The organism is Pseudomonadota bacterium (assembly GCA_016927275.1).
GTDB lineage: Bacteria > UBA10199 > UBA10199 > 2-02-FULL-44-16 > JAAZCA01 > JAFGMW01.
In genome coordinates, this window is sequence record JAFGMW010000105.1 from 1 (window position 1) to 7,392 (window position 7,392).

Here is a 7,392-nt window from a genome sequence, read left to right on the forward strand (position 1 = left end):
CCGGGACCCGGGACCCGGGATTCGGGACCCGGGATTCGGGACCCGGAAAACAAAAGCCCGGTCCCTGATCCCTGGTGCCAGATTTGGAGGTTCGATGAACAAGATATCAAGGGCGCTCGTGAGCGTCTCCGACAAGAGGGGCGTGGTCGATTTCGCAAAGGCACTGCACGAGAGGGGCGTCGAGATTCTCTCCACCGGGGGCACGGCGAAGGCTCTGCGCGACGCCGGGGTGCCTGTGGTCGATGTTGCGGATTATACCGGCTCTCCCGAGATACTCGACGGAAGGCTCAAGACCCTTCACCCCAAGGTCCATGGCGGCATCCTCGGGATGCGCTCCAATCCAAAGCATCGGGAGGAGATGAGGGAGAACGGCATCGGCCCGATCGACCTGGTAGCGGTCAACCTCTATCCGTTCGAGGCCACGATCGCGAAGCCGGGCTGCAGATTCGAGGATGCGATCGAGAACATAGACATCGGCGGCCCCACAATGCTGCGCTCCGCGGCCAAGAACCACGAGGACGTGGCTGTCGTGGCGGACAGCGCCGACTACTCCGGAATAATAGAGGAGATGGACAGAAACGCGGGCGCTCTGACCCGCGAGACGAAATTCAGGCTCGCGAAGAAGGTCTTCGCCGCCACCGCGCGCTACGACTCCGCGATAATATCGTATCTCAGCTCAATGGACGACGGGGGCAGAAAGCTCGAGATGCCCACGAGCGCGGGCTTCACCTTCGAGCTCGTGCAGAACCTGCGCTACGGCGAGAACCCGCACCAGAGGGCGGCGTTCTACCGCGACCCGGCCGGCGCCTCCGAGCCCGCGATCGTGAACGCGCGCCAGCTCCAGGGCAAGGAGCTCTCGTACAACAACATCATGGACGCGGACGCGGTGCTGGAGATGGTCAAGGAGTTTCAGGGGAGCCGGTTCGCCGCGGTGATCGTGAAGCACGCGAATCCCTGCGGCGCCGCGGTCTCCGACAAGTCGCTGGCAGAGGCCTATGAGAACGCCTTCGGGTGCGACCCGCTCTCCGCGTTCGGAGGGATAATCGGCGTCAACAGGCCGCTGGACGCGGCCACTGCCGCGAAGATCGGCGAGACCTTCTTCGAGGTGATCGCTGCGCCGTCGTTCGAGAAGGGGGCGCTGGAGATCCTGTCCAAAAAGAAGAACCTGAGGCTGCTCGAGCTCCCGGGGCTGGGCGACGCATTCACCCCCTCCGGCTGGAACATGCGCCGAGTCACCGGCGGCCTGCTGCTGCAGGAGCGCGACCTCTCGCGCGAGCCGGTGCGCGAGGCGCGGGTGGTCACGAAGAGGAGACCCAGCGACGCCGAATGGCAGGACATGGAGTTCGCCTGGAGGATCGCCAAGCACGTGAAGTCCAACGCGATCGTCTATGCGAAGGGGGGCCGCACGGTCGGCATCGGCGCGGGCCAGATGAGCCGGGTCGATTCGGCGAAGGTCGCGGTGATGAAGGCGGCCGACGCGAAGATCGACCTCAAAGGCTCCGTCATCGCCTCCGACGCCTTCTTCCCGTTCCGCGACGGGGTGGACGCGGCCGCAAGGGCGGGCGCCTCCGCCGTGGTCCAGCCGGGCGGTTCCATGAGGGACGAGGAGGTCATCGCCGCGGCGGACGAGCACGGCATGGCCATGGTGTTCACCGGAGTGCGCCACTTCAGGCACTGAGATCCGTGACTCGTGACTCGTAACTCGTGACTGGCGGCTGACCACTGGTCACAGACCACCGACCACTGACCACAGATCCCCGATCCCCGATCCCTGATCCCCGATCCTGTTTTTCCCTTTAACCCCCTTGATTTAAGACGCATTCGCATTTATCTTCTGCCGCATGTCGGCGAGAGCAGGTCGCAGTCTGTGCCCCCTCATAATCCCTTTGATTCTATTGGCCATTTCCGTTTCTGCGCCTGCGCAGGATTCCCCCGCGAAGGAGCGCTGTGCGCCCGGCTACGGATATGACCGGTCCAGGGGGGAGTGCCTGGCCTGCGACCAGCCGTGCAAGAGCGGGCTGCCGGGCATATGCGGCAGGGGGCTCGCTGTCTGCGAGGGGGGCCAAGCGGCGTGCAGGCCGACGGTCGAGCCGGGCGAGCGCATGGAGGTCTGCAACGGGGAGGACGACAACTGCGACGGGAGGATAGACGAGGGGTTTGACAAGGACGGCGACGGGTACACGACCTGCATGGGCGACTGCAACGACCGCGATCCAAAAATCCATCCCGACGCCGTGGAGCGCTGCGACGGGGTGGACAACAACTGCAACGGGCTCATCGACGACGGGTTCAACGTTGGGGGGCACTGCACCGCCGGCCTCGGCGAATGCAGGAGATCGGGCAGGATCGCATGCACGCACGACGGATCGGGCGCGGCCTGCGACGCGGCGGCGGGCGAGCCGTCCAGGGAGATCTGCGACGGCCTTGACAACGACTGCGACGGCAAGGTCGACGAGGACCTCGGCGAGCTCACCTGCGGCGTGGGCGCCTGCTTCCGCAGGGTCCCTGCCTGCGAAGGCGGGAAGGAGTCTCAGTGCGTGCCGGGGGAGCCGGGCCCCGAGCTCTGCGGCGACGGCGTGGACAACGACTGCGACGGCAGGGCGGACGAGGGGTTCGAGGAGCTCGGCCGCACCTGCCACGCGGGCGTGGGGGCGTGCCGCAATTCGGGGGTCTTCGTCTGCAGCGATGACAGGCTCTCGCTTGTGTGCTCCGCCCGTCCCGGCGAGCCGGGCGTGGAGATATGTGGCAACGGCATCGACGACGACTGCGACGGCGAGATCGACGCCGACGCCCCGGGTCTCGGCGAGCCCTGCGACAACGGCCAGCTCGGGGAGTGCGCGCGCGAAGGGGTGATGGCCTGCGACCCTAAGAGAGGTGTCGCGGTCTGCAGCGCCCCCCGCGTCGAGCCCAGGGCCGAGCTCTGCGACGGGCTGGACAACGACTGCGACGGCGAGGTCGACAACGGGGTGAGAAACGCCTGCGGCGGCTGCGGCGCGCTCCCCGGGGAGCCGGGCGCCCCCTGCGGCGTTCCGGGCGGCGACGAGTGTGCCAGGGGGGTCTGGGCCTGCAACCCCGCCGATCCCTCGAAGGCGTTCTGCAAGGTGGACCACGCCCTCACCGAGCGCCTGCCGTGCGCAGGGGACGACAATCCGTGCACCGTGGCCCGCTGTTCGGCCGGGCTCTGCCGGCAGGAGCCTGTTCGAAACGGCATTCGGTGCGACGACGGGGACCCCTGCTCGCTGGGCGACATGTGCATTGACGGCGCCTGCGTGGGCGGGTCGATGATCTCCTGCGAGGACGGCAACCCCTGCACGGAGAGCTTCTGCGACCCCATCCGCGGCTGCGTTCACACGCCGGTGGGCCAGGGCGCACCGAACGCCTGCGGCGGCTGCGCAGCGCTTCCCGACGAGCCGGGCGCCCGCTGCTCGCTCCCGGAGAGGTCCGGGCCGTGTTCGGAGGGGACCTATCTGTGCCAGCCCGATGGGCTCATGCTCTGCATCCAGACTTTTTTCGGTCGCGCCGAGGAGTGCAACGGCATAGACGACGACTGCGACGGGGAGACGGACGAGGGGCTGGGGACGAAGGAGTGCGGCATAGGCGTCTGCAGGCGCGTCGTGGATTTCTGCAGGGAGGGACGGGAGGCCGAGTGCGTGCCGGGCGATCCCGGGGTCGAGACATGCTCGAACATGGGCTCCGACGACGACTGCAACGGCGTGCCCGACGATGTGGCCGGCATCGGCAACGCCTGTGCGGTCAGGGTCGGCACCTGCGTGGTCCCGGGGAAGATGGGCTGCGTCGGCGACGCGCAGAATCTGCTGTGCGTCCCCGCCGATCCTGCGGACGCGGAGGACTCCGACGGCGACGGCGTTCCAAACTATTGCGACAGGGAGCCCGGCGATCCAGGCCGGGGGGAGGAACGGCCCCAGGGAAATGTCGCCGGGTATTCGGAGGGGTTGTTCGACGAGGGCCGCACGCGCGCAGGGGTCCTTCCCTGGAGACAGGCGTTCGATTCGCTGGTTCTCAATGCGGCATCTCCCGACAGCGCTTTGCTGCTCGTCAGCGGGGCGACCGGAGACAGGGCCGGGTTTGCGGTCCTTCGCGCGAAGGACGCGTCCAGGCAGCACTTCTCCTTCTCGCCGTGCGAGGCGTCGGTGGGCGAGAGGCCACGCCTTCTGGCCGCGGCCGAGACCGCGGGGAGCGTGGTGGCCGCCTCCGACGTCGGCTACATACGATACCACAAGATCGCCTCGCAGATCCCCTCGCCCGAGGCGAAGGGCCCGGCCTGCAGGCTCTACGGGGAGAGGCTCGACCTCCCGCCGATGAGGAGCTTCAACACGAAGAGGGGAGAGGTCAGATGTAGCGTCGAGTCGGTGGAGTCGCTGGCGGTTCTCGGCGAGAGGCCGCTCATCTTCGCCGGCGCGGTAAAGTGCAGGGTGAGCGTGGGCGCGGCCCAGGCGAGGGTGAGCGACGTGCTGGGCATCGACGTGGTCGCCTCCGACGACGCACGCGGCGTCTCGCACGAGTTCTTCCCGGTGCTCGCCGACTCCGCAAGGGTGGAGAGCGCGAAGATCGTGGCGATCGGCCAGGGGAGAGAGGCCCGGATATTTGTGGCGTTGCGCGCCGACGGCAGGTCGCAGGCCGGCCTCTGCTCTCGCTCGCAGGAGCGGGGATGGGCGTGCGAGCTCTCGCCTGCCGCCGAGATCCGTACCGGAGTGGTCTTCGCGTCGAGGCTGGACGGAGGCAAGGGGAAGGACGAGGTCCTCGTGGTGTCCAGGGGCGGCGACGCATCGATTGCAAAGGTGGCCGGTCCGGGCCGCGGGATGGCGCTCTACTCGGCCGGCAGGGCCGCCACCGCCACGAGCGGGGGGGCTGTGGAGGACGTGATCCTCATCCGTGACCCCTCCTCGGGGAAGGGCCACCTCGTACTCGGAAGGGAGCGCAGCGTCTCGGTCGCCGCCATGGGCAGGGACGCGGAGGGGAAAATACGGATACACCCCGCCTCGGCGGAGAGGCTGGAGCCCAGGTCCGAGGCGGACGACGTATCGCCGGGCGGAAAGTTCTCGTTCAGCAGGTCACACGCCATGGCGGCCCTGCCGCTCAAGGGCTACGGCGGCACCGATCTCTTCGTCGCCTTCGACATGCAGAAGGCGGGGAGGTCCGTGGGCAGCATGGGGTTTATCTACTGGAACGCCAACGAGCCGCCCTCGGGAAGGATAGCGGAGATCTCCTTCGACGGCGTTCGCGGAAGGGCCGGGCTCGCCTTCTCCGACCCGACCGGAGACAGGCTCAAATACCGCGCAAATATCAAGGCCGGCCACGGCGGCTCTCTCGATCGCTGGATCGACCGCATCGAGGAGAGGTGGCTCCACTTCTCGGCAAAGGGGGACACCTCCGCCGTGGGTCTGTGGCCCATAGAGATCGTCGTGGAGGCGGAGGACCCGGCTGGCGCGATCGCCCGCTCCAGGGCCGTGATGGGCAGGGACGGGGCCCTGGAATCGATCACCGAGACCTCCGAAAACCAATGACCCGTGACCCGTGGCCGGTTGATCGTTAAACCGATTCCTCAAGGTTGACGATACTTCTTGATTTCCTATACCTTTTAAAGATATAGACCGCGTTTCTAATGCGGAGGTTCAAATGAAGGTCCTGGTGGTGGGTTCGGGCGGCAGGGAACACGCGCTTGTCTGGAAACTCGCCCGATCCCCTGGGGTCTCAGCTCTTTTTTGCGCACCGGGCAATGCGGGCATTGCCCGTGACGCGAAGTGCGTACCCCTCAAGGCGGAGGACATAAACGGCCTGCTCGATTTTGCCCGCACTGAGCGCGTGGGCCTCACGGTCGTGGGGCCGGAGGCGCCGCTCGCATCGGGCATCGAGGCTGCCTTCAAGGCGGCCGGCCTTCGCATCTTCGCACCATCGAAGGAGGCGGCCCGGCTCGAGAGCTCCAAGGCCTTCGCAAAGGAGTTCTGCATAAGGCACGGCATTCCCACCGCGGATTCGAAGACCTTCGACGATCCGGGGCTGGCGTTGCAGCACGTCCGCAGCCGCTGTCTGCCCATGGTCGTCAAGGCGGACGGGCTGGCTGCCGGGAAAGGCGTGATGATCTGCCGCACGGTGGGGGAGGCCGAGGCCGCGGTGCGCGAGATCATGGTCGACTGCCGCTTCGGCGGCGCCGGATGCAAGGTAGTGGTGGAGGAGTTCCTCGATGGCGAGGAGGCCTCCTTCATCGCGATCTGCGACGGAAAGACCGTGCTCCCGCTTGCCTCGTCTCAGGACCACAAGGCTGCATACGACGGAGACCGCGGCCCCAACACAGGGGGCATGGGCGCCGTCTCACCCGCTGAGGTGCTCACCGCTGAACTTACAGAACAGGTGATGGAGCAGGTGATGAGGCCGGTGGTGCAGGGCATGGCTGATGAGGGGACCCCGTTCGTGGGCGCGCTATACGCAGGGCTCATGATAAAGGACGGCGAGGCGAAGGTGCTGGAGTTCAACGCGCGCTTCGGCGACCCCGAGACCCAGCCGCTTCTCATGCGCATGAAGAGCGACCTCGCCGAGGCGCTCCTGGCCGCGTGCGATGGCAGGCTCTCCGAGGTCAGGCTCGAGTGGGACGAGCGGCCGGCGGTGTGCGTGGTGATGGCATCCGGCGGATATCCCGGGAGCTATGAGAAGGGGAGAAGGATCGATGGGCTGGCAGCGGCAGGCGACATGAGGGACGTCGTGGTGTTCCACGCGGGAACGAGGGCCGAGGGCGAATCGGTCTTTACAGACGGCGGCCGGGTGCTGGGAGTCACCGCGCTGGGCAGCGACATGAAATCAGCGATCGACCGCGCCTACTCCGCGGTCGAAAAGATATCGTGGGACGGTGCGCACTACAGGAAGGACATCGGTGCAAAGGCCTTGAAAACCGTGACTGGTGACTAGTGACTAGCGGTAGTGTACGGAAAAAAACATGTCATTAACCGCCAGTCACTAGTTACTAGTCACGAGTCACATCATGGAGATAATTATGAATAAACCGAGTGTCTTGATATTGATGGGCAGCAACAGCGACCTGGAGACGATGCAGGAGGCGAAGAGGGCGCTCGCCGAGCTCGGTGTTACGAGCCGCATGCACATCGCCAGCGCCCACCGCACGCCTGAGAAGGCGGCGGCGCTTGCCAGAAACGCCAGGGGCGACGGCATCAAGGTGATCATCGCCGGTGCAGGGCTCGCAGCCCATCTGGCCGGCGCGATCGCCGCCAACACGACGCTTCCCGTGATCGGCGTGCCGCTCGACGCGAGCCCCCTCTCGGGCCTCGACTCCCTGCTCTCCACGGTCCAGATGCCGGCCGGCATGCCGGTTGCCACGGTGGCGATCGGAAAGGCCGGCGCGCGCAACGCGGGGATACTGGC

At 66.8% G+C, this 7,392-nt stretch carries 4 protein-coding genes; all 4 read left to right on the forward strand.

The window, feature by feature from the left end:
- Nucleotides 1-94 precede the first annotated feature (94 nt).
- Nucleotides 95-1,678 (forward strand): bifunctional phosphoribosylaminoimidazolecarboxamide formyltransferase/IMP cyclohydrolase, encoded by a 1,584-nt coding sequence (gene purH / locus JXA24_07445; GenBank protein ID MBN1283587.1) that lies wholly within the window; start codon nucleotides 95-97, stop codon nucleotides 1,676-1,678.
- A 163-nt stretch (nucleotides 1,679-1,841) separates the two neighbouring features.
- Nucleotides 1,842-5,525 carry a hypothetical protein gene (locus tag JXA24_07450; GenBank protein ID MBN1283588.1) on the forward strand — a complete coding sequence of 1,228 codons (3,684 nt, stop codon included), beginning with the start codon at nucleotides 1,842-1,844 and terminating at the stop codon, nucleotides 5,523-5,525.
- Between the two features lie 112 nt (nucleotides 5,526-5,637).
- Entirely contained in the window at nucleotides 5,638-6,921 is a 1,284-nt protein-coding gene (purD, locus tag JXA24_07455) for a phosphoribosylamine--glycine ligase (GenBank protein ID MBN1283589.1), read from the forward strand.
- Nucleotides 6,922-7,006: 85 nt separating this feature from the next.
- Nucleotides 7,007-7,392: 5-(carboxyamino)imidazole ribonucleotide mutase (gene purE, locus JXA24_07460; GenBank protein ID MBN1283590.1), on the forward strand; the 386-nt coding region annotated here is incomplete at its 3' end.